15 protein-coding genes are annotated in these 20,468 nt (G+C 59.6%); 7 read left to right on the top strand and 8 right to left on the bottom strand.

Annotation, left to right across the window (positions count from 1 at the left end; genetic code table 11):
- Positions 1 to 38: 38 nt before the first annotated feature.
- From IRZ31_RS02545 to IRZ31_RS02530, 4 genes are all read right to left on the bottom strand, one after another.
- On the bottom strand, positions 39 to 3,488 hold the full coding sequence (locus IRZ31_RS02545; RefSeq protein WP_297149205.1) for a malectin domain-containing carbohydrate-binding protein: 3,450 nt from the start codon (positions 3,486 to 3,488) through the stop codon (positions 39 to 41).
- A gap of 116 nt (positions 3,489 to 3,604) precedes the next feature.
- The gene (locus IRZ31_RS02540) at positions 3,605 to 4,642 is read right to left on the bottom strand and encodes a carbohydrate ABC transporter permease (RefSeq protein ID WP_297149203.1); all 1,038 of its coding nucleotides are present in this window, start codon (positions 4,640 to 4,642) and stop codon (positions 3,605 to 3,607) included.
- A gap of 2 nt (positions 4,643 to 4,644) precedes the next feature.
- Positions 4,645 to 5,652, bottom strand: a complete 1,008-nt coding sequence (locus tag IRZ31_RS02535; RefSeq protein ID WP_297149201.1) for a sugar ABC transporter permease — start codon at positions 5,650 to 5,652, stop codon at positions 4,645 to 4,647.
- A gap of 111 nt (positions 5,653 to 5,763) precedes the next feature.
- On the bottom strand, positions 5,764 to 7,134 hold the full coding sequence (locus tag IRZ31_RS02530; RefSeq protein ID WP_297149199.1) for an extracellular solute-binding protein: 1,371 nt from the start codon (positions 7,132 to 7,134) through the stop codon (positions 5,764 to 5,766).
- Positions 7,135 to 7,752: 618 nt separating this feature from the next.
- Between IRZ31_RS02530 and IRZ31_RS02525 the strand changes: the two genes are divergently transcribed.
- Positions 7,753 to 8,775, top strand: a complete 1,023-nt coding sequence (locus IRZ31_RS02525; RefSeq protein ID WP_297149197.1) for a LacI family DNA-binding transcriptional regulator — start codon at positions 7,753 to 7,755, stop codon at positions 8,773 to 8,775.
- A 700-nt stretch (positions 8,776 to 9,475) separates the two neighbouring features.
- Positions 9,476 to 10,336 (top strand): aldo/keto reductase, encoded by an 861-nt coding sequence (locus IRZ31_RS02520; RefSeq protein WP_297149195.1) that lies wholly within the window; start codon positions 9,476 to 9,478, stop codon positions 10,334 to 10,336.
- Positions 10,337 to 10,557: 221 nt separating this feature from the next.
- Here IRZ31_RS02520 and IRZ31_RS02515 read toward each other — a convergent pair whose 3' ends face one another.
- Positions 10,558 to 11,805: an MFS transporter gene (locus tag IRZ31_RS02515; protein ID WP_297149193.1), complete on the bottom strand. Its 1,248-nt coding sequence runs from the start codon at positions 11,803 to 11,805 to the stop codon at positions 10,558 to 10,560.
- A 180-nt stretch (positions 11,806 to 11,985) separates the two neighbouring features.
- Here IRZ31_RS02515 and IRZ31_RS02510 point away from each other — a divergent pair, with 180 nt between their 5' ends.
- Positions 11,986 to 13,092, top strand: a complete 1,107-nt coding sequence (locus IRZ31_RS02510; protein WP_297149191.1) for a MarR family transcriptional regulator — start codon at positions 11,986 to 11,988, stop codon at positions 13,090 to 13,092.
- An 846-nt stretch (positions 13,093 to 13,938) separates the two neighbouring features.
- On the opposite strand, the gene IRZ31_RS02505 is transcribed toward IRZ31_RS02510, so the two are convergent.
- The 3 genes from IRZ31_RS02505 to IRZ31_RS02495 form a co-directional block, all read right to left on the bottom strand.
- The gene (locus IRZ31_RS02505; protein ID WP_297149189.1) at positions 13,939 to 15,363 is read right to left on the bottom strand and encodes a PTS ascorbate transporter subunit IIC; all 1,425 of its coding nucleotides are present in this window, start codon (positions 15,361 to 15,363) and stop codon (positions 13,939 to 13,941) included.
- 117 nt (positions 15,364 to 15,480) lie between these two features.
- On the bottom strand, positions 15,481 to 15,753 hold the full coding sequence (locus tag IRZ31_RS02500; RefSeq protein ID WP_297149187.1) for a PTS sugar transporter subunit IIB: 273 nt from the start codon (positions 15,751 to 15,753) through the stop codon (positions 15,481 to 15,483).
- 35 nt (positions 15,754 to 15,788) lie between these two features.
- The gene (locus IRZ31_RS02495) at positions 15,789 to 16,268 is read right to left on the bottom strand and encodes a PTS sugar transporter subunit IIA (RefSeq protein WP_297149185.1); all 480 of its coding nucleotides are present in this window, start codon (positions 16,266 to 16,268) and stop codon (positions 15,789 to 15,791) included.
- A 587-nt stretch (positions 16,269 to 16,855) separates the two neighbouring features.
- Between IRZ31_RS02495 and IRZ31_RS02490 the strand changes: the two genes are divergently transcribed.
- The 4 genes from IRZ31_RS02490 to ptsP all read left to right on the top strand — a co-directional run bounded on the left by IRZ31_RS02490 (position 16,856) and on the right by ptsP (position 20,372).
- The gene (locus tag IRZ31_RS02490) at positions 16,856 to 17,794 is read left to right on the top strand and encodes a MerR family transcriptional regulator (RefSeq protein WP_297149183.1); all 939 of its coding nucleotides are present in this window, start codon (positions 16,856 to 16,858) and stop codon (positions 17,792 to 17,794) included.
- Positions 17,795 to 17,875: 81 nt separating this feature from the next.
- On the top strand, positions 17,876 to 18,277 hold the full coding sequence (locus tag IRZ31_RS02485; protein ID WP_297149181.1) for a PTS sugar transporter subunit IIA: 402 nt from the start codon (positions 17,876 to 17,878) through the stop codon (positions 18,275 to 18,277).
- A gap of 51 nt (positions 18,278 to 18,328) precedes the next feature.
- Positions 18,329 to 18,643 carry an HPr family phosphocarrier protein gene (locus IRZ31_RS02480; RefSeq protein ID WP_297149179.1) on the top strand — a complete coding sequence of 105 codons (315 nt, stop codon included), beginning with the start codon at positions 18,329 to 18,331 and terminating at the stop codon, positions 18,641 to 18,643.
- Entirely contained in the window at positions 18,636 to 20,372 is a 1,737-nt protein-coding gene (ptsP, locus tag IRZ31_RS02475; RefSeq protein WP_297149177.1) for a phosphoenolpyruvate--protein phosphotransferase, read from the top strand. Before IRZ31_RS02480 ends, ptsP begins: the two co-directional genes overlap by 8 nt.
- The last annotated feature ends 96 nt before the right edge of the window (positions 20,373 to 20,468 follow it).

Genomic DNA, 20,468 nt, shown 5'->3' with positions numbered 1-20,468 from the left:
CTGTCAGGGAAAGCGATGCTGTATCCCATGCAGGCAGATCAGGCCTGATAGATCTCGATGCCATTGATGAAGGGATTGTCGGCGCTTCCCTGGGTAAAGGAGATCACGATCTGGCCACTGCTGTTAGCCTGAACCGTGAACTGGCGCTGCAGAGCAGTCTTATAGCCTGCGGTGGCATAGACATCGAAATTGCTCAGCACCGTCTGTCCATTGATCGCCACATTGAAGACGCGCTTTCCTGAAGCCTGGAAAGTCAGCTCGGCCCAATCCAGCTTCACCGTATAGCGTGCCCCGGCGAACAGTCCAGTGATGGTGTAAGTGAAGGAGCTATTCCAGCGGCAGGACTGCCAGACCGCCTGTGGGGCGGGATTGCTGACGCCGCTGGTATTAATGGCTGTCGAGGTATCGCTATACTGGTTCCCCTGGTTGTAGCCCGTATCGGCCACAAAATTGCCCGCAGTCGAACCACCAGCGTTGATCGCGGTGATCAACGTTCCGGTCGGGGGAGGCGTCGGCGTACTGGTTGGCTTCCAGATCTCGATGCCATTAATGAAAGGATTGTCGGCCTTGGCAGTCCCCTGCGTGAAAGCAATGACGATCTGGCCGCTGCTATTGGCCGCCACATTAAACTGGCGCTGTACGGCAGTCTTATAGCCTGCGGTGGCATAGACATCGAAGTTTATCAGGGCCGGACTCCCGTTGATCGTCACATTGAAGACGCGCTGGCCGGGGGCCTGGAAAGTCAACTCGGCCCAATCCAGCTTCACCACATAGACTGTCCCCGCCGTCAAGCCGGGGATGGTATACGTAAAGGAGCTATTCCAGCGGCAGGACTGCCAGACCGCCTGTGGGGCGGGATTGCTGACGCCACTGGTATTAATGGCCGTCGAGGTATCGCTATACTGATTCCCCTGATTGTAGTCCGTATCGGCCACGAAATTGCCAGCCGCACCGCCGCCGGCATTGATGGCCAGCACCAGCGTCCCCGACGGAGCAGGCGTCGGTGTGGGCGTGCTCGTTGGCGTCACTGTCACTGTTGGGGTCGGTGTTGCCGTGCCGCCTGACGGCTGCCAGATCTCAATGCCGCTGATAAAGGGATTATCGGCTCCGCCCTGTGTAAAGGCGATCACGATCTGGCCGCTGCTATTGGCCGCTACCGTAAACTGCTTCTGCAACGCAGTCTTGTAGCCTGCCGTGGCGTAGACATCGAAGCGGCTCAGCACCGTCGTCCCATTGATCGCCACATTGAAGAGGCGCTGGCCCGCAGCCGTCCAGGTCAATTCTGCCCAATCGAGCGCCACCGTGTAGCTGTTGCCCGCGCGCAGGCCCCCGATTGTGTACGTAAAGGAGCTATTCCAGCGACAGGACTGCCAGACCGCCTGCGGGATAGATTCGGCCACGCGGCTGGTATTGATGGCCGTCGAGGTATCGCTGTACTGGTTGCCCTGATCGTAGTCGGTGTCGGCCACGAAATTGCCAGTCGCACTGCCACCGGCATTGATCGCCAGGACCAGCGTCCCCGTCGGTGCCGGCTGTGGCGTTGGGGTCGGCGAAGGTGTTGGTGTCGGCAATGGAGCCGTTGGCGAAGGCGTCGGGGTTGGCGTGCCTGTTGGGAAGCCACAGACCTGCGAGCTAGGACTCCAGCCGGAGTTACCGCTGCCCAGGGTGATATTCCAGGACCCGCTGCTCTCGCAGCTCTGGATGCTGGCCACCGTCAGCCCGCTGGCTGTCACATTGCTCGCCGAGCCGGTCACCTGGCTCACCTTGTTCGAAAAGGCGAACTCAGCGCCGCTGATGTTCACCCCATTCATATTGACCGTACTGATGGGGTTGCCGCCATCAAACGAGATCGCCATATACTGGCTGTTATCGATCTCCACATTCGAGACCGTGAACGTCGCGTTCATCGCGCCGCTGTCGGCCCAGAACATCAAAGCCCCAAACTGCTGAATGCCCTGGTCGCCGATACCCGCCGTCTGCCGGATCGTATCATTGCTCACCGTCGTTGTCCCGGCGAAAGGCGCGGTGGCATTGCCAAAGTCCTCATAATCGATCATGATGCCGCCGCCGCGGTACTGCGAGCCGGTCACCAGATCGTTGGTCACGCTGTTGCCATTACCGCCGTAGATCGCAATCCCGTTGGCCAGATACGGCGACTGCACCGTATCGTGATCGAACGTATTGTTGCTGTCGCCAGTGGCCGGCACATTATCGGTAGCCGACCACATCGCCAGACCATCATCGCCGGTGCCACGTACAATGGTCTGCGTCACACTGGAGTTGGTCACGTTGCGATGGAAATTGATGCCATCGGCCAGCACGCTATCGATGCGGCAGCCGGTGATCTTCAGGCCGCTGAAGGGACCATCGAACCACATCCCCACCTTGGTGTGTTCGATCCAGATGTTCGAGATCGTTGAATTGTTCAGGGAGCCACCGATACCGTTATCCTGGAGGCAGTCGATGCGGTTCGTGATCTGCCCCTCGATGGCGAAGTTTGACAGAGTCACATTGGAGCTGGTCTGACCATCGTAGGCATCGTAGCCGTAGACACCGACGCCCGTGCCGTTGCTGCCCACGGGAGCGCCCGTCAGCACAGTATACCAGGGGCCTGCCCCAGTCATCGTCACATTGTTGACCAGAATATGGCTGGTCACCAGATAGGTCCCCTTGGGCAGCCAGACCGTCTTGCCCTGGGCCGAGGCATCATTGACAGCCTGCTGAATGGCGCTCGTGGCATCGACCTTGCCCGTAGGATCAGCATTATATGGTGGATCGGTCACCGAGATTGAGCCGGCGGGCTGTGTCAGCGGGGCCGGTACCTGCTCGAAATCGGCCACATCAATGGCGTACCAGGGGGCTGTATTCTCAGGATCGACCTGCAGCTTGACCGTCGTCCCTGTGCTCATCTGCGGCAGCAGAACATGCACCTCATCGAACTGATGATGCGGCGTGCCGCCAGGCGTATCGCTCCAGTCGTTGGCGTTGCAGTTCGAAAAATTCGGCTGCCCGTAGAGCCAGCTATATTTCGACGTCAGCTGCAACTCCTGAGACTGCTTCACCCCATTGATATAGATGCTCAGCGTGGCCGAGATGCCGCCGCCGCTGGCGGAGTCCGGGATACTGTAGCGCAGATTCAGGGCATTGGCAGGCTGCGTCAGTGTAAACTGTACATACTGACCGCTGGTCAACAGGACTGCCTGGCGATCCACGGCATCGGAGGCCAGGCTCCCAAGCGAAAAATCGGGTCCCAGAATACTCCCATTGGTTGTAGCCTGGTGCGCTTCCATCTCCACATAGGGAAGCGTCGCCCCAGCGCCACCGGTGACCGCGGCGGTGCTCGCCTTCACCTCCTTCGCCAGGAGCGGCAGCGTGAGCAAAGCTCCGAGGCTCCCAAGCACCAATAGCAGCGTCGCGAGCAGCAGCGCCAGCCTGCGACTACTGTTCCTGCGCAGCGCGACCATTATTCGCTGCATTGCATCCTGCATACGAAACCATTCCTTTCTGACCTCATTGTGCCTGGTCATGTGACTGTCCATCGCATCTGCTATCGCCCTGGCAGCGCCTTGCCAGAGAGCACCTGGCAGGCTCATGAGCTAGCAGGCTAGCCCTTCAAGCCTGTCAAATTGACACCACGAATGATCTGGCGCTGGAAGAGCAAAAACAGCAGAATGGGCGGGAGACTGGCAAAGACCAGGCCGGCCATCAGATAGCTAAACGGCAGATTAGCGTTAAGGCCCGACTCATGGTAGAGAGCCACCATCAACGGCTGCAGATTGCTATTCGAGAGCACCAGCAGCGGCCAGAGGAAATCTTTCCAGGAAGCAATCACCGTAAAAATCGTGATCACCGCCAGAGCTGGGCGCGAGAGGGGTAACACAATGCGTATAAAGACCTGCCAGCTACTGGCGCCATCCAGGCGGGCCGCATCGGTCAGCTCGCCGGGGATGGTATCGAAGAAGCTCTTCAGGATCAGAATATTGAAAGCGTTGGCCGCCTCGGGCAGCCAGACCCCGGCCCAGTTATTGATCAGCGAGACGTGGATCAGGGGCAGATCGCTGATATTGACAAACTGCGGGATCAAATAGACGACCGGGGGCACCATCAACGTCGCAAAGAAGGCGAACAGAATCGCGCTCCGTCCCCAGGGGCGCAGTTTCGAGAGGGCATATGCAGCCGTCGCTGAGACCAGCAACTGCAGCAGCACCGCCCCCGCAGCCAGAATCAGCGAATTCCCTAGATAGAGCGGAAGCTGCAGAATCTGCCAGGCATTGCTATAGTTGCTCCATTGGGGATGAGCGGGCCAGAACGTGGGGGGCCTCTGGAAAATCTCCACATTCGACTTCAAGGCTCCGCTCACCATCCAGTAGAGCGGTCCCAGCGTCGTCAGCGTCCCCACGAGTAACAGCAGAAAGACCGCCCAATAGCAGAAGCGCACCAGCGGACGCCGCAGCATCAGGGGCGAAAGCAGCGTGCGCTCGCTGCTGACCTCAGATGAGCGAGAGGTCGCTGTGGCAGAGCGGTGCCAGCGCCATCCGCGCCTGAGCAGGGAGCGGGCCAGCCCATCTGCGGAATCTCTCTGGCGGCGCTGGTCAGAACCTGGCTCCTGCTCAAGAAGCGGCTCATGGTACTCTGTGGCCATCGTCAATCTCCTTGCAGCATACGGCTCGTCAGGCGCAGGTAGATCAGCCCAAACGCGGCCAGCACCAGGAAGAGCAGCACACTGAGGGCACTGGCCTCGCCGAAATCCGCATTCTGAAAAGCGTAGGTGTAGATCAGCAGCAGGATACTCAGCGTAGCGTGCTGGGGGCCGCCATCGGTGATCGTAAACGGCTCGATAAAGACCTGCATCGTCGCGATGATCTGCAGCACCAGCATCAGCAGCATAATTGGACGAATGCAGGGCAGCGTCACATGCCAGAGGCGGCGCCAGAAGCCGGCCCCATCGATCTCTGCGGCCTCGTAGAGAGAGGCTGGCACGCCCTGAAGGGCGGCGAGATAGACCAGCATCGTCGAGCCGGCGGCGCTCCAGGTCGCCACCACTACCAGCGCAGGGAGCGCGGTCTGCGGATCTTCCAACCAGAGCCGGCCTGGCAGATGGACCAGGCTCAAGAGCGCGTTCAGCAAGCCCGAGTCAGGGTCATACATCCAGCGCCACAAGAAGACCGTCACAATTGGCGGCAGCATGACTGGCAGGTAGAAGGCCAGGCGGAAATAGCTCTTGCCGTGGCGCATCTCGTTAATGGCCAGTGCCAGCACTAGCGGCACCAGATACCCAAAGAGCAAGGCATAGCCGGTAAATGCCAGCGTATTGCGCCAGGCGATGGCGAAGAGGGGATCGGCGAAGACGTGGCGGTAGTTTGCCCAGCCGACCCAGGTCGCGGGATTGATCAAGTCGACGCTCTGAAAGCTCATCACAAAGCCCAGCACCACCGGGTACCAGACGAAGAGCGCAAAGATCAGCAACGCTGGCAACAGGAAGAGATAGCCCTGGACCTGACGCCACAGCGCCCAGCGTCGCCGTCGGCGCAGGCCGCCGCGGCGCTGGACAAGCGCCCAGCGGACGGTCATAAGCCCCTCGTCCGAGGTCAGGAGCGGCGTCGACTCCTGCGCTGGCGAGAGCGGCGATGATGACGACGAAGAAAGCGACATGAGGTCCTCCTTCAGTGCGCCGTGCCCGCGCAGTGGCGCGAGCGCCCTGGCCGGGTAGGATGCTGGGCACTACGCAGGCCCACGGCGCGGAAACATAGCGGGCAAACCTCTCTAGGACGAAGACGACTGATCGAGAATCTGCTGGAACTGATGAGCGGCCTGGTTCAGCAGCGTTTCCGGGTCGGCCTTGGGGTCGGTCAGAATAGCCTGCATGACCGGGTCGAGGGTGGCATACATTTTCTGCGTCTGATTGCGCGGCTCCGGGCGAAGCTGGAGCGTAGCGTTCATAAAGGAAGTGTAGTTCTCCAGAGGTACTGTGGCATACTTGCGATAGAGAGCCGAGAGCTGCTGCTGAAAAGCTCCCTGGAAAAGCACCGCCGTTGGAGCGCCCACGGCCTGACCGGCAGCAGCTTGCTCAGCCAGGCTTCGCTCAACAACGTCCAGATTGAAGTTCGAATAAATCACATAGTCGAAGGCGGCTTTAATCACCTCGGGGGCCGACTTCGGATTGAAGACCCAGAGATTGCCGCCGGTCAGCGCCGCGTTGCCGCCATTCTGGGGCATCGGACCAATGCCGAAATCCTTCAAGTTGGCCTGGTACTGCGCCTGCAGCGCATTGAGCTGATCGGGGGCCATCACCACCATCGCCACCTTGCCGGTTGCCAGCAGCTGCAGCGTATCGGCCTGGGTCAACAGCTGCTGCTGCGTCATCGAGCGATCGGTGAAGCGCATAGCCTTCAGGAAATTCAGCACGCTCACCCCCTGGGGACTATTGAAGACAGCCTTAGTGCCATCGGAGGACTCCATATCGCCGCCGGCGGTGTACATCCAGTTGGTGAAATGCCAGCCGCCCTGGTTGGCCGTGCTTGTTTCCGCAAAGCCGGCTACCTGCGAACTGGTGAGCTGTTTCGCATAGCCGCGGAAGTCCTCCCAGGTCGTGGGTGGCTTGTCAGGGTCAAGGCCAGCTCCCTGGAACAGCTTGCGGTTATAGAAAATGCCGAGAACGTAGCCATTGACCGGAATCCCGTAGACGCGGTCGCCGCGGGTCACGATCGAGGCGATGCTGGGGATATAGTCCTTGAACGAGGGCCAACTTTTGGCCAGGCTGGTGATATCGGCCACAGCGTGACGAGCGATGAGCAAGGGTGGCTCGGTGAAATAACTTTGAATGCCGTCTTCAAGCTGACCGGCGGCCAGCTTGGCGAAGTAGGTCGTGGGATCGTACGGGTCGTTCTTGCCGATGATATGCTCGTGGGGATAGGCCTGCTCGAAGTCTTTGACGACCTGGTTGAAGACATAGACGGCTCCGGGATTGGTCGAGGGGGGAAGAGTATTGACGGTGGCGCTGACGGTAGTGGTGCTGCTGCTGGCGCCGCCACAGGCCGCGAGCAACTCTAAGCCCGCGACGCTGGCCCCCAGCGCCAGCGAGCGCTGCAGGAAGCGACGGCGATTCAAGGGGGACCCTGGTCCTTGCGTGCTCATAGGATAACCTCCTTGTCAAATAGACATGACGTCTTTACGACCTGCCGTACGGATGTCCTAATCAGATCCATCCTGCTCATAGCAGGTGCATGGTCCCGGCTGAGCCAGAGAGAAGAGAGGGCCTGCTGCGCTCGGCCACGCTGGCCTGGTCAGAAGACGGCGGGCAGAAGCGGGAGCAAGGCAAGCGATATATGTGAGGATGGCTCAGGATGAGCGTGTTGGTGTTGGTGGGGGAGAAGCAAAGAGCGCCATAGCTGAGTGACCTCCTTAAGCGTATCTGTCGCTGGCAAACGTTGGCAGGCGCTGGCTCCCGTCAAGCGCTGACGAGCTGAGATGAGCCGAGGCAACGTAAGGTTAACGTTTACTCTGCCTTCTGAAGAAGAAGGTAGCATAGAAAGAGAGGATTGTCAAGGGGAAGTTGAGTACTCGTTTTCTCTCACCTCGTGGGCGTTTGGTGGCTGCGTGCGGGCCTCGCTGGCTCCTGGCCTCTCCCTGGTCGTGCGTTGACACGTTGGGCAGGGCATGGTACCATTGAAATAACCTATTTGAGTTATCGTTTACCCTAGTGGAACAGGGGAGGGGCCGACACTGGAACCAAAACGACCGAAGCGCTTAACTATGGTAGAGATCGCCAGGCGCGCTGGTGTCTCAACCACCACCGTCTCCAAGGTCCTGAACCAGCGACCTGGCGTTGGTGAGAAGACGCGTGCACGCATTCAGCGTTTGATCGAGCAAAGTGACTATGTCCAGAACCATGCCGCGCGCCACTTGCGCAAAGGCCGCAGTGGCCTGATCGACCTGGTGCTGATGCGTCTGGAGGGTGGGTACGATCTCGGCATTATGCAGGGCGTACAAGAGGTGCTGGAGCAGAGTGGCTACCGTCTCGTGGTCTTTGCGACCAACGAAGATGAGACGACAGAGCGGCTCTGGCTGCGGCGCATCCTCGATCAGTCGAGCGATGGTGTGCTCCTCTTGCTTCCCTATGAGCGGGTCGGGATCGCCGATACGCTCTTGGAGCAGGGGATTCCTTTCGTGGCCATTGGCGATCGCAACGAGCCGACGACGGCCTTCCCGACGATCGGCTCGACGATCTGGCTTGGTGGCTATACCGCTACGGAGTATCTGCTCTCGCTGGGCCATCGGCGCATCGGCATTATCACCGGTCCGCTGCATCTGACAACCTCACGGGCGCGCCTGGCCGGCTATCGCGAGGCTCTGGAACAGGCGGGAATCGCCGTTGATCCGGCCTTGATCTGTGAGGGAAGCTATTTGCTGGGTGACGGCATTCGGCAGACGGAAGCTCTCCTTGACCTGCCGGACCCGCCGACCGCCATTTTCGCGGGGAACGACGCCCAGGCGGCTGGCGTCTATCAGGCGCTCTACCGGCGTCATATTCGTATTCCCGAGGAGATGAGCGTCATCGGCTTCGATGATGTAACCTACTCCGCCCATATGGCGCCGCCGCTGACGACGATCCGCCAGCCTTTGGAGGAGATGGGACGCATGGCGGCGGAGATGTTGCTGCGCCTGATTGCCGGTCAGACGCTGGAGACGCATCACGTGGAGCTGGCGACCTCGCTGGTCATTCGAGAGTCGTGTGGGCCACCACGTCAGGGTCCACTGGGCAGGGGAAATAGCTAGATCAGACTGCTGCCGCGCTGGCTGCTAGCCTGGAGAGTGAGCCTCTCCCCTGCCTGTACCCAGACAGGGCTGGCCCTGGATGCTCTTTTACGTTTAACTGCTGGCACCTCCCCTGAACAAGGAAAGCTCTTCTGATCTGGCCTTCCCAGTAGATGGGCTTCTCCAGCCATTGCCTTCTTTCGCTGCTGCTTTCACTGTGCCTTGCCCTGTCTGGCCACTGTCGGCGAACACCAGATCGGTCAGGCACTGAGGGCATAGCAGGCCAGGTTTTGGCAATAGCGGAACGTGCCCAGCGAGGACCGCTGATGATTCATGCTCGGCCTCGCCCGAAGAGAGTGGTGTGGTGGCGCAGAGAAAGCACCAGCTGCGCATCTCTTGCCTGCAGAATCGGCCAATTTCTGACGAGGATTCTCCTAACACTGGCTGCTGCCGACTGGATATACTCTCTCTGTGAGAAGCCCATCTGGCTCGCGTCTGATATGAGCGCGAGCCAGGTGGTGGGGCATCGGGAGCAGTCCGGCCTGGCGCTATTCGCCCTAGTCAGACCGTCTCTCCGGCGAAACTTGCCGAGGATGGGAGAGGGTTCCGCGTGGGAGAGTCTTCAACCGCAGTAGCAGCAGATGTCGCTTTCTGCGCTACCTCTTCCTATCCTTTCCTTCTGCTATCACAGTCATAACATCGAGAAGGATAAGAGGGAAAGATGCCGGTTCATCAGGTACATTCCGATATTCCCTGGGTCACTTTGAACAACGGCGTGCGCATGCCGCAGCTTGGCCTCGGGGTTTTCTTGACGCCGAAGGAGCAGACCATTAGCAGCGTGCTGGCCGCCTTTGAAAACGGCTACCGCCTCATCGATACCGCTGCCGCTTACCACAACGAAGAAGAGGTAGGCGAGGCGATTCGGCAGAGCGGGCTGCCGCGCGAAGAGCTGTTTATCACCAGCAAGCTCTGGAACTCGGATCACGGCTATGATCAGGCCATTAAGGGCCTGGAGACGAGCCTCAAGAGGCTGGGTCTTGATTATCTGGATCTCTATTTGATCCATTGGCCGTTGCCCATGAAGGGCCTGACGCTCCAGACCTGGAAAGGATTGGAGCGCGCCTACAAGGATGGGAAAGTGCGGGCGATTGGCGTCAGCAACTTCAAGCCGTCTCATCTTGAGCGCCTGCTGCCAGAGAGCGAAGTGGTCCCGGCGGTGCTCCAGATTGAGCTTCATCCCACCTTCACCCAGGAAGAGACGCGGCGCTATGCCAAAGCGCATGGCATTCAGGTCGAGTCCTGGTTTCCCCTGGGTGGGCAGCGGAGCAAAGACACCCTGCTGAGCACGCCACTGCTCAGGCAACTGGCCGACAAATATGGTAAGACTCCGGCTCAGATTGTCCTGCGCTGGCACATCCAGCTTGGGCTGGTGGTCATTCCCAAGTCGGTGCACCCCGAGCGTATCAGGGAGAACCGTCTGATCTTTGATTTCGAATTAAGTCAGGAAGAGGTGGCTGCCATTTCGGCCCTCGATACCGGGGTGCGTCTTGGCCCCGACCCTGATACCTTCGGTGCTGAGTAACGGCTGATCAGGGCTGCTGGTGACCATCAGTCTGCGAAAGCAGCAGAGCAGAGGAGATGGTGCGAGAGGAGGGAGGCAACGGTCCAAAACGGGCGCTGTGCTGCCTGCAGGCCCGGAGCGTCTCCAGCGGCCTCGTTGCAGTCCTTACGTGGATTACCAAGAGGTGGGCGCTCTTTGCCCCGTTCCGCCTCACCTTGCCACAAGGGCGCTCCTGGGCGCTCCTAGCTCTGACTTACTCTTCCTCGCAAGAGCGGGAGCGCGAGCCGCACACAGGCGATAGCCAGGAGCGTCGTGAGCGCTGCAAAAGCGTAAGCCTGCCAGTGTCCCCAGACTGTGTAGAGGTAACCGCCGACCAGCGGTCCTGCCACCCAGCCCAGTGACTGGAGAGCCTGCATGGCTCCACTCAGACGCCCCTGATCTTGCCGTCCTGCTGCTTGTGAAGTAAGACCGCGCAGGGCATTTTCCACGCAGCTCCCCGCGCTGGCAAAGAGCGTAATACCAAGGAGCGCCAGACCCGGCATTGCCAGCCAGGTAAGAGAGCCGAGCATCAGGTAACTCGCGCCGACCAGCGCCAGAGCAAGGAGGCCAAGACGGATGTTGCCCAGCTTCCTGAGCAGCCAGCCGATCAACAACCCCTGCACCAAGATGTCTACTGCTCCAAGCACAGTCAATACGAGGCTGACCTGCGTGACAGTGAAGTTGAGGCTATCCTTTAGCAGAACGGTGAATGTTCCTTGTAGAATGCCTACAGGGAAAGCGTAGAGGAACCAGGCTAACAGGAGCCAGCGGAGATCTTCCCAACTCAATGCCGAAATCAGCTGTTTCAGAGGATTCAGCTCATAGATAGAGAAAGAGGACAAACGATACCGGCGCTCCAGGCTCTCAGGAAGCACGAAGTAGCCCCAGATCAGGGCGAGCAAAAGCAGGCCCGCTGCAGCGAAAAAGGGCGCGCGCTCATTCAGGGTGGCGAGCAGGCCAGCGAGCGCCGGGCCAAGCAGTGAACCAATGCCGGCTGCACTCCCCAGCAGCCCGAAGTACTTACCGCGCTCCTCTGGTTCCGTGAGGTCGGCTACGTAGCCAAACAAAATGCTGATATTGCCACCAGTCAAACCATCGATGATGCGACCGAGGAAGAAGAGCCAGAGCGTGTGGCCCAGGCCCAGCATCAGATAACCAGCGACGGAGCCGAGAAGGCAGAGAAAGAGCACGGGCCGCCGCCCAAAGCGATCGCTTAGCACTCCCAGACCTGGCGCCGCCAGTAACTGGCAGATGCCATAGGTGGCAGTCAGCCAGCCGACGACGACGGCAAGGTTGTGGCCAGGAACAGCGTTCCGGGCGACAAGAAATGGCACCAGGGGGACCATGATCGCTATCCCCATCGTATTCAGGAGCGTGATCACGAGGATCAGCACCAGGGGCGTCCGTCTCACAGGAGCTTTCGCCTGGTTCAGTTTTGGTACCTTGTTCATAGAGATGTCCTGCTGTAATATAATGGTGACCGCTAAACAATCTGGCTTTTCTGTGTGATTTAGCTTAGTTACTAAGGTAAATATATGATAATCTGGGGGTAATGTCAATGGTTATTCCCTTTTTATATGAGAATTTTGCTTAGTTGCTAAGGTAAACTGTGCTCTATGGAGGAAGAGCGTATGTCCAGTGAGAAAGAGCAGAGCCAGGAGCCGGTTCCGATTGGTCAAGAGCTGACCAGCGAGTTGCGGCAATTTCAGGGACTGAGCGTCACTTTTTGGCGTCTTGTTGCTGCCCGGCTCAACCTGACCATCACAGATCTCCAGGTCATAGCCTTTCTTGACAGCCTTGGCCAGCTGTCAGCGGGCCAGCTGGCCGATCTGACCGGGTTGACCACCGGGGCTATTACCGGTATGTTGAACCGTCTGGAGGAGGCCGGTTTTGTAAAGCGGGAGCGCGACCCACAGGATGCGCGGCGAGTCCTTGTGCAGCTTAATCCCAGTCAGGAGAAGTGGCAGAATGTAGTGGCCTTCCTGGCTGTCTTCGACGAGCGCTGGCGGGAGCTGGTAGGGAGCGATGATGCGGAGCGGCTGATGTCCTTGCTGCATTTTCTGCGGCGCGGCAATCAGGTGCTCAGGCAGGAGCTGGCGCGCTTACAGACCATACGGGAGGCTGGTCAAGGTCTCTTCTCGGCTCCACTTGGGGCGCTGACACGTGCTCATCTGGTGGTATCCGGTCCTGCCAGGTTCTTCATCCAGGCGGACCCCGACCTGCGGGATCTCCTCTATCAGGCTCGTTTCGAGGGGGCGGTACCAGAGATCAGACTGCGCGGGGAAGCGGTAGTGATGCGCTATGCCCGTCGTTCCTGGGAGCTCGACGAGAAGATGCGTGAGGCAGAGGTGAGGCTCAACGCCGCTATCCCCTGGCGCATTGTTGTTGAGGGGGGGGCCGCTCAAATCGAGGCCCGTCTGGGCCAGCTGCAGCTACTTGGGCTCCACCTCAAAGGAATCGTCGGTGATGCGCGCCTGGAGCTGCCCCCTCCGACGGGAAGTGTTCCAGTCTCGATTGCGGGCAATGCTTCGCAGCTCTTGATCCAACGTCCCCAAGGCGTGGCCGTGCGTTTGTATTTCAAGGGCTGGGCTGTCCAGCTGCAGCTGGATCAACAAATCTTCAGTCAGGCTGGCGGCGTCGTGCGCTTGCGAAGTGCTGAAATCAACGATTCACCGTCTGCAGTCTATGATCTCAATCTTGTCGGCTCATTCAGTACCGTGACGATCACGACGGTATAGTCTGCTTTTAGCGACAACTGCTGGCGGTGTTATATGAGAGAGGCTCTTTCTGCTAGACCCTGAGCGGAAGCGCTGCTTCAGGTGGAAGAAAGGAGGCCGTGTTGCGCTTCGGAGGGCGGACAGGCTCGCATCACCGTCCCGTTTTGGCTTCGCCTCCCATCGTTGGACTGGATGGCCCGGAGAAGCAGCTCAGGTGATAATGCCGACCAGGCAGAAGTCGGTATCGCCGAAGGTTGGTTTGCCAGGCCGAGCGATCCCGTGAAGCCAGGAGCAGCGCCGGCAAATCTGAAAGAGGTAATACATGAGAGAATCTATGATCAAGTACATGGATATGGTTATTCAGGTCTTGATAAGGTTTTGATATCATCTACAGACTGAAAGTGTTGTTCGTGTGCTTCTGTGGCCGATCGGTTCTGGGAATGCAGGGTAGCTCCGTGTAACATGAACAGCGCAACCAGGCCAGCACCGATCGTGAGGATACCAGAGAAAGTAAAGAATGGCACCACCCAACATTGTTACTGCGATAAGTGTCTCGAAGAGCGCAAAGACTCGCCCTCAGTGACTATCAATCACGTAGTTTTGGAGCAGCGATTGTACCATTACCACAAAGCCGGCAGCGAACACCCCAGCCAGGAAAAGGAACAGAAGAACCGCTAGCAGGAACGAATAGTGAGCTGCGAGATTGGACTGGGTCGCGCGGGTAGGTGAGCGGCTCAGCGGCGCCCTGAGCTGCTGCGACTCCAGCCGGCAAGAAGGGGAAGATACACAAAGAGGGCCTGTCTGCGTCCTGCTCGGAGCAAAGCGGACAGACAAGCCCTCGCCTCTCTTGTGGGGCAGAGACCTTTCTCAGGCAGTCGTTTCGGCAGTTGCCTGAGCCTCTGTTGCCTCCTCTTGCGGTCCGCTGCGCGGTGTGATACGCAGGGTCACGAACGAGGCCAGGGCCAGGAGCACGATGGCCAGCAGCACCACCATCACATACGAGCCGAGGAACCCCGTCCTGGCTCCCAGACCCGTGATAATCCCAGCCAGACAGAAGTCGGTATCGCCGAAGGTCGTGTTTGCCAGGCCCAGCGATCCCATGAAAGCCAGGAGCAGCGCCGGCAAGAGCGTAATCAGCAACCCGTTGATGAAGGACCCAACCACGGCCCCTAGCCAGCCGCCGGTCGAATTGCCATAGACGCCCGACGTGCCACCGTCAAAGAAGTGGGGTACCATCCCAGGAATAATCAAGGCCAGGCCCAGCGGTCCCATCAAAAACAGCCCCACAATGCCACCCAGCAAGCTCATAATGAAACCGATCAGCACCGCATTTGGCGCAAAGGGGAAGGTCGTTGGACAGTCCAGAGCTGGCAACGCGTTGGGCACCACTTTCTCGGCAATACCGCGGAAAGCCGGCACGATCTCCGCCAGGATCATGCGCACACCGACCAGGATAATGGCCACGCCCGCCCCGAAGGTCAGAGCCTGGGTCAAGGCGAACATGATATAGTTCCCACCGCCGGCGGCCTGCGCCAGCGCTGCTGGTCCGGCGATGATCGCCAGCACCACATAAATAATCACCATCGTCAGCGTCGTCATTACCAGCGAGTCGCGCAAGAAGGCCAATCCCTCGGGCACCGCCAGATCCTCGGCACTGGCCCGCGGCGCCCCCAGGCGACGTACCAGCTTGCCCACTAGCCCCGACGTAATATAGCCGAACGTATTGAAATGGCCCAGGGCGAAGCCCGCATCGCGCGTCACCTTACGCGTAAAGGGATGCACCAGGGCTGGCATCACCGTACCGATCGTTCCCAACATCAGCGCGCCCAACACGACCTGATGGACCCCCGTGATTCCCGCGCTACCCAGAACCACGGCCAGCACTGTGGCCATATAGAACAAATGATGACCAGTTAAAAAGACAAACTTTACCGGAGTCAGGCGCGCTAAGATCAGGTTGACCAGAAAACCGAACGCCATAATGAGCGCTGTTGGCGCGCCAAAGGCCTTTTGGGCCAGACTGACAATTGCCTCATTGGTCGGCACCACGCCCTGCAAGTGGAAACCGGCCTGCACCATCGTCCCCAGCGGGGTCATGGCCCCGATCAAAATAGTGGCCCCGCCTGTCAGGATCAAAAAACCGACAATGGTCTTGAGCGTCCCCGCGATGATCTCACTGACGGAGCGCCGCAGCACCAACAAGCCCAGAAGGGCGATCAATCCCACCAGCAGCGGTGGCTTGCTCAAAATCTCCGAGACAATGAACTGAACGATCGCAAGCACAATGTCCATCGTTCACCATCCTTCTTCTGGCTGGCTAGCTAACGAGTGAGCCTGGAGGTCTCTCTCCAGGCCACAACATTGCTTCTTCGCTGAAGGCAAAAGCTCACGCTGAGTTGGGCCTCAGCATCAGGAGCCTTTCAACAAGGGTAGCAGCTTCTCTTTCATCTCCTTTCGATCGACATAGTTCTTGATCACGACGATAGGGAGGCCTCTATCGGCCAGCAAGCGTGCAAATTCGGCAGAAGTGACAATGATGTCAGCCTGCTCCGAGCGCGCGGTCCCGATATCGCTCACAACAACCTGGGCCTTGAGGCCAGCAGCCTTGAGAACGTCCTCGATGGTCATGCGCAGAACCAGGCTGCTGCCAAATCCCATACCGCAGACAGCTAGGATCTTCACGGTGCATTCCCCCTGATCAGCTCGGACGCCTTCGCTCACTGAGTGGATGGCGAAGCCGCAATGGTATGCATGACCTCCTCGGCGGAGGTACTGGCGCGGATGGCTGCCAGAGCCTGCTCATCAGCCAGCAGCCGGGTCAACATAGTCAGGGCCTGCAAGTGCTTCTGACGATCGACAGCGCCGAAGGCAATGGCGATGCTAACCGGGTCATTGTCCTCGTTGCCGAAGCGCACGGGAGGCTCCAGTGTGAGCAGGCTCATGCAGGGTCGTTTGACGCCATCGCCCGGACGCGCATGTAAGAGAGCCACGCCGGGCACAATCACCATATAGGGGCCGTAGGTCTGCAGGGCCTGCTGCATGGCCTCGATGTAGCGCTCCTCAATGGCCCCGCTGGCCAGCAACAATTGGCCAGCCTCGCGGATGACCTGCCCTGGATCGCTGGCTGCAACATGCAGGCGAATCGTGGCGGGCGTCAGCAAATCTTTAAGCTGAAACGGCGCTTCTGATGAAGCCACAGCGGATCTCTCCAGAATCGGGAGGGCGGGCAAGGTGACGCGCTGCGCGAATCAGCCGCGGCTCTCGTCTCGCTCGCCTACTCTTGTTCTGCGCTGGCTCTTCCGTCTATCCGGCCTCAGATCTGGGCGGCAGAGACCTCTTGCTGCACTGCCGGACCTGACTGACGCGCCAGGTACCAGGTGGGCGCCTCGTGGAGCTGGGACCTGGCCGGAGCCGGGCTGGCTCAGCGAAGCCAGTGCCGCTCTGTTGTCTCCTAGGCTGGACCTACCTGAGTGAGACGGAAGAGCCTGCTTGCTACTAGGATAAACTTTGCCGTCGTGTGAAAGTCAAGCGGTCGCCAGGCTCTTTCTTCTGACTGCAGATTGCTGCCACCAGCCCAACGTTGCCGGTCAGCAAGATGCTGGGCGGACGGCAGCTAGCAGTAGTAGACCTGGGTGAGCTGAGCTGACCGCCTGCCAGCTCTGCCTTTACCTTGACTTTCACGTCGCGGCAATGTTTATCCTAGAGGGAGGAGAAGCGCCTGTACTCTCTATGGATGCCAGGCCAACGCGCCTCCTCAGAGACGAGGAAGGAGGGGAGCAAGCTGGTGCTCAAGATCAGCGATTTTGCCAGGCTCGGCCAGGTCTCTATGCGGACCCTGCGCTACTACGACGAGATCGGATTGCTCAAGCCGGTGCAGGTTGATACCCTCACGGGTTACCGCTACTATGCCGTTGAACAGCTCACGCGCCTTCATCGCATCCTCGATCTCAAGGAGATGGGCTTTGAACTTGCTCAGATTGTCCAGTTGCTGGACGAGCAGGTGACCCCTGAGCAGCTGCGCACCGTGCTCCAGCAGCGACTGGCAGAAGTGCAGCAGCAGATTCTCATCGAGCAGGAGCGGCAGGCGCGTATCGAGGCCCGTCTCAAACAGCTTATGCTCGATGGCCAGCAGACCAGTTACGAGGTCGTACTGAAGCGCCTCAAGCCGCAGCTCGTGGCCGCCAGCCGTACCACTGCTCCCAGCGTCACGCTCCAACTGCGCTTTGCCAGGCAGATGTTGCAGTTTTTGAAGGACAGCGGAGTGAAGCCGGGCGAGCACATCCTTTTATTGACGCTGGATGCCAACGGCGGAGAAGGCGAGGGCGGCCTTGTGGAGGTGGCCATCCCGGTCGAAGGCTCCTCGCTCGGCAATATTGTCGAACGCAGCGGCGGCCACATCACCATTCGCGAGCTGCCGCCGGTGACCGCCGCCACCCTGCTATATCGGGGGGACCCTTATGGCCTGAGCGAGGTCTACCAGTCGCTGGCCACCTGGATTGAAGCACATGGCTACGCTGTCGCTGGCCCCTACCGTCATCTGCTCCTGCAATACCAGGATGAGCCGGAGGGCTGCCTGACCGAGGTCCAGCTCCCGGTCGAACGCAGGGAGGGAGGAACCAGTCGGCTCTTCTTCCATAGTGGCAGACGTCCAGCAGGGACGGAGAGCGGAGAGAAGAGGGCAGGCCGGAGCAGTTCCCTGCCTGTGGCCTCTATCAGAGCATGATGCTGGTGTCCATGTGATTGCTGTGGCTTCTTCATAGGCTGTGCCTCTGGGCCGCCTTGAGAAGAAGAGAGGAATGGCTGCGTGATCGGTGTCGTCCTTGTTTCACATGGCTCGTTAGCCGCCGGATTAAAGGATGCGGTGGAGATGATCGCTGGCCCCCAGGAGCACTTTGTGGCCATTGGCATGCCCGCTGGTGGCTCACTGGAACAGCTCAGGCGGGAGGTTGAAGCCGCAGTTCGCCAGATGATGAGCGATGGCGAGGTGCTCATCCTCATCGATATCCTGGGCGGCAATCCTGCCAGCGCCTCCCTGCAATTGGCGCTGCAAGGGACGCAAGTCATCTGCGGCGTCAATCTGCCAATGCTCCTTGAAATTCTTGTGCAACGAGAATATATGAGCTTGCGCGATCTCACGCCTATCGCCATTCAGGCCGCGAAAGAAGGCGTGATTAATCTTACCCAGCGTCTGGCTGATCGTGGATAGCGGCCTCACGCGGTCTCAGATCAGTCCAGCTGAGCAGGAAAGGGGATAGGTTTGGCTGCATCAACAGAAGTGGTTGTTGCCTATCGTGACGGCCTGCATGCCCGTCCAGCCACGCTGCTGGCAAAAACAGCAGCGGCCTTCTCGTCGACAATCACCATTGAAAACCTGACGCAAGGTAGCAAGCCGGTGAATGCCAAAAGTCCATTGACGGTCTTGTCGATCGGCATCCAGCGCCATGATCGGCTGCGCATCGCTGCCGAGGGGGCAGACGAACAAGAGGCCGTAGAGACCATCGCCCGGCTCATCGCCAGCAATTTCGGCGAGGCCGAGGAGGATGAGCAGCAGGAGCAGGTAAGCAATGAGTGAGAAGCGAATCCGTGGCATAGCGGCCTCCCCTGGGATTGCTCTCGGTCCTGTCTACCGCTATGAGCCGTCGCAGATCAAAGTCGAAGTGGAAAGGGGCCAGGATGTGGCGACAGAGCTGGCGCGTCTTGAAGCCGCCCTGACTGCGGCCCGCCAGGAAATCCGGCTCCTTGCCGAGGAGGCTGGCAGAGCCGTTGGCCCCAAAGAGGCGGCCATCTTCTCCGCTCACGAGCTGTTTTTACAAGATCCCGAGCTCCTGCAGCAGGTGCAGGAGCGCATCCGTCACCAACAGAGCGCCGCCTCTGCCTGGCAAGCAGCATTTCAGCATTATATTCAGCAACTGCAAACGGTCCAGAATGAGTATTTGCAGGCCCGGGTCCTCGATCTAGAAGATGTGGCTCAGCGCGTGCTCCGTCATCTGACGGGGCAGGCCGAAGAGGGCCTTCAGCTGAGCGAGCCGGCGATCATCGTCGCGCGCGAGCTGACCCCTTCAGCGATAGTGCGCTGCCCGCGGGAGCACGTGCTGGCTTTCTGCACAGCCCAGGGCGGACCGACCTCTCATGTTGCCATTCTGGCCAGGGCCTTGGGGGTGCCGGCGGTGGTTGGTTTGGGGGACAACCTGGAAGTTTTGCGCCCCGGTCAAGTAGTCATTGTAGATGGAGAGCAGGGCCTCGTCATTGCAGAGCCAGAGGCCGAGGCCCTGGCTCACTATCATCGGCAGACGCAATGGCTTCAGCGTCAGGCCAATCTGGCGGCGGAAACCAGGCAGCAGCCAGCCTGCACCAGGGATGGTCGATGCTATCCAGTGCGGGCCAACATCCAGGCTCCGGAGGAAGTGGCCGATGTGCGGGCCTTTGGGGCCGAGGGGATTGGTCTCCTGCGCACCGAATTCCTTTTCCTGGATCGTCAGCAGGCGCCCGGCGAGGAGGAGCAGCGAGAGATCTATCGCACGCTCATCGAAGCTGTCCATCCGGCGCCTGTCGTCTTCCGTACCTTTGACATCGGAGGAGACAAGCCGGCCCCTTATCTGTCCCTGCCGCGCGAATCCAACCCTTTTCTGGGCGTACGCGGTATACGCCTGGGTTTGAAGCACCTGCCACTCCTGCGCACCCAGCTGCGGGCCTTGCTCCGCGCGGGTGCGGGCCACGAGCTGCGTATCCTCTTTCCAATGGTGAGTAGCTATGAGGAAGTTGAGGCCCTGCGTCGGCTCGTGCATGAAGTAGAGGAGGAGCTACGCCAGCAAGGGCAGGCTCTGGCTGAGCGGGTGGAGCTTGGCATCATGATCGAAGTGCCGGCTGCCGCCCTGCTCGCTGACGCTCTGGCCGAAGTCGTTGACTTCTTCAGCCTGGGCACCAACGATCTCACGCAGTATGTCCTGGCCGCCGATCGCACCAACGAGGGCACGGCCTCCCTGGCCGATCCTTTCCATCCAGCGATCCTCCGTCTGCTCCAGCTCACTATTGAGGCTGCTCACCGTCGCCAGCGTCGCGTGGAGATCTGCGGCGAACTGGCGAGCGAGCCGCTCGCACTGCCCCTCTTGCTGGGACTGGGTATCGATGAGCTGAGCATGGCCCCCAGGGCAGTCCCTCGCTGCAAGCAAGCGATCCGTCGCTGGACACTGAGCGACGCTCAGCGAGTGGCTCAGCAGGCGCTCCACCTGCGTACTGCCGCAGAGGTGCGCTCGTACTTGCACACGTGCTCCCCAGATGAATCTTCTTCCTTCGAAGAATAGAAAGGAGGAAGAAGAAGATAGGCAAGAAACAGCGACGGGAAAGTATTGGAGCCGCACCAGCCACATCAACCACATCAACTGCATCAGCCACATCTG

Origin of the sequence: Thermogemmatispora sp. (assembly GCF_019683635.1) — a bacterium.
GTDB lineage: Bacteria > Chloroflexota > Ktedonobacteria > Ktedonobacterales > Ktedonobacteraceae > Thermogemmatispora.
Note: the sequence above shows the minus strand (reverse complement) of the source record. Positions and strands in the feature narration are given on the sequence as shown.

Excerpts from the sequence above, each read along its gene's own strand:
- IRZ31_RS02545 (WP_297149205.1), bottom strand. The coding sequence starts at position 3,488 with ATGCAGGATGCAATGCAGCGAATAATGGTCGCGCTGCGCAGGAACAGT.
- IRZ31_RS02540 (WP_297149203.1), bottom strand. The coding sequence starts at position 4,642 with ATGGCCACAGAGTACCATGAGCCGCTTCTTGAGCAGGAGCCAGGTTCT.
- IRZ31_RS02535 (WP_297149201.1), bottom strand. The coding sequence starts at position 5,652 with ATGTCGCTTTCTTCGTCGTCATCATCGCCGCTCTCGCCAGCGCAGGAG.
- IRZ31_RS02530 (WP_297149199.1), bottom strand. The coding sequence starts at position 7,134 with ATGAGCACGCAAGGACCAGGGTCCCCCTTGAATCGCCGTCGCTTCCTG.
- IRZ31_RS02525 (WP_297149197.1), top strand. The coding sequence starts at position 7,753 with ATGGTAGAGATCGCCAGGCGCGCTGGTGTCTCAACCACCACCGTCTCC.
- IRZ31_RS02520 (WP_297149195.1), top strand. The coding sequence starts at position 9,476 with ATGCCGGTTCATCAGGTACATTCCGATATTCCCTGGGTCACTTTGAAC.
- IRZ31_RS02515 (WP_297149193.1), bottom strand. The coding sequence starts at position 11,805 with ATGAACAAGGTACCAAAACTGAACCAGGCGAAAGCTCCTGTGAGACGG.
- IRZ31_RS02510 (WP_297149191.1), top strand. The coding sequence starts at position 11,986 with ATGTCCAGTGAGAAAGAGCAGAGCCAGGAGCCGGTTCCGATTGGTCAA.
- IRZ31_RS02505 (WP_297149189.1), bottom strand. The coding sequence starts at position 15,363 with ATGGACATTGTGCTTGCGATCGTTCAGTTCATTGTCTCGGAGATTTTG.
- ptsP (WP_297149177.1), top strand. The coding sequence starts at position 18,636 with ATGAGTGAGAAGCGAATCCGTGGCATAGCGGCCTCCCCTGGGATTGCT.